Raw genomic sequence first — 2106 nt, 5'->3', positions numbered from 1 at the left:
AACACCTGAAACACTGGTTCAATCGCCTGCTGCTCGACATCAAGGCCAACCGCGCCGGCATGCCGGACCTGATCCAGTTCTGGCCGCAGCACAAGACCTACCGGATGATCGAAGTCAAAGGCCCGGGCGACCGCTTGCAGGACAATCAACTGCGCTGGCTGGAGTTCTGCCACGAGCACCAGATGCCGGTGGCCGTGTGTTACGTGCAATGGGCGGAGCAGAGCGCTTGAGTTACAGCGTTGCCGTGCGTGCACTGTGCGAGTTCACCGCCAAGACCGGCGACCTCGACCTGCGCTTCACCCCGTCACCGACCGCGCTGGAAGGCATCGTCGGCCATCGCACCGTGGCCTCGCGACGCAGCGAGCAGTACCAGAGCGAAGTGGCGCTGCAAGGCGAATTCGGCGAGCTGAAGGTCAAGGGCAGGGCGGACGGTTACGACCCGGCGCAAAACTGCCTGGAAGAAGTCAAAACCTATCGCGGCGACTTGAGCAAGCAACCGGCCAATCACCGCCAGTTGCACTGGGCGCAGGCGAAAATCTACGGCTGGTTGATGTGCCAGAAACTGCAATTGCAGCAGATCAATCTGGCGCTGGTGTATTTCGACGTCGTCAGCGAAAAGGAAACCTGCCTGGTTGAATCCTACAGCGCCGAGTCGCTTCAGGGGTTTTTCGCGCAGCAGTGCGCTTTGTTCCTGCAATGGGCCGAGCAGGAAATGGCCCATCGCGAAGCGCGCAATCTGGCCGCGCAGCAACTGGCGTTCCCGCACGCGGATTTTCGTCCCGGCCAACGGCATCTGGCCGAATCAGTGTTCAAAGCCGTCAGCACCGGCCGCTGCCTCATGGCCCAGGCGCCGACCGGCATCGGCAAAACCCTTGGCACGCTGTTCCCGATGCTCAAGGCCCTGGCGCCGCAGCAGTTGGACAAGGTGTTTTTTCTCACGGCCAAGACTCCCGGACGCAAGCTGGCGCTGGATGCCAGCCAGGTGTTGTTCAGGCAGACGCCGGACTTGCCGCTGCGGGTGATGGAAATGGTCGCTCGCGACAAGGCCTGCGAGCATCCGGACAAGGCCTGTCATGGCGAATCCTGCCCGCTGGCCCAGGGTTTTTACGATCGCTTGCCGGCCGCCCGCGAAGCGGCCAGCCGCATCAACCTGCTCGATCAGGCGGCGATGCGTGAAGTCGCCGCGCAGCACAGCGTGTGCCCGTACTACCTCAGTCAGGAAATGGCTCGCTGGGCGGATGTGGTGGTTGCCGACTACAACTATTACTTCGACTTCAGCGCGCTGCTGTTCGGTCTGGCCCAGCTCAATCAGTGGAGAGTCGCGGTGCTCGCCGACGAGGCGCACAACCTGGTCGAGCGCGGCCGGCAGATGTACAGCGCCAGCCTCGACCAGTTCACCCTCGCCAGCGTGCGCAAAACCGCGCCCGCAGCGTTGAAAAATTCCCTGCAACGGGTCAACCGCGAATGGAACGCGCTGCATGCGCCGCAACTGGCGGCCTATCAGGCCTACGACAAGGCGCCGGACAAGCTCCTGCAAGCCATCTCGCTGTGTTGCGCGGCCATTGGCGATTACCTCAACGAGCATCCGCAAGGCCTCGACAGCAGCCTGCAGAATTTCTATTTCGATCTGCTGCAATTTGCCCGGGTCGCCGAGCTGTACGACGAGCATTACCTGTTCGATATCAGCAAACGCGACCTCGACCGCAAGCGTCCACTGTCGCAACTTTGCCTGCGCAACGTGGTGCCGGCGGCGTTCATCGGTCCGCGCCTGACAGCGGCGCGCAGCAGTGTGCTGTTCTCGGCCACGCTGAGCCCGCGCAACTACTACGCCGACCTGCTCGGCACGCCCGCCGACACGGTGTGCATCGACGTCGAATCGCCGTTCAGCGCCGAGCAGTTGCAGGTGCACATCGTCAGCCAGATCTCCACGCGTTTTAACCATCGCCAGGCCTCGCTGGAGCCGATCGTCGAACTGATCGCCCGTCAGTTCAGCGAGCGACCGGGCAACTATCTGGCGTTCTTCAGCAGTTTCGATTACCTGCAACAGGTCGCGACCTTATTGGCCGAGCGCCATCCGCACATCACTCAGTGGCTGCAATCGCGGGG

2 protein-coding genes are annotated in these 2106 nt (G+C 62.4%); both read left to right on the top strand.

The genetic code is table 11. From position 1 onward, the window contains the following. On the top strand, positions 1-230 hold a 230-nt coding region (locus tag OQK_RS00275; protein ID WP_038860067.1), incomplete at its 5' end, for a VRR-NUC domain-containing protein. Beyond that, a partial coding sequence (locus tag OQK_RS00270; RefSeq protein WP_016770597.1) for a DEAD/DEAH box helicase occupies positions 227-2106 on the top strand: 1880 nt, incomplete at its 3' end. The genes OQK_RS00275 and OQK_RS00270, both read left to right, overlap by 4 nt.

The organism is Pseudomonas sp. R62, assembly GCF_000257605.1.
Classification (GTDB): Bacteria; Pseudomonadota; Gammaproteobacteria; order Pseudomonadales; family Pseudomonadaceae; genus Aquipseudomonas; species Aquipseudomonas atacamensis.
The sequence above is the reverse complement of the archived record's forward strand: the minus strand, read 5'-3'. Positions and strand labels throughout refer to the sequence as shown.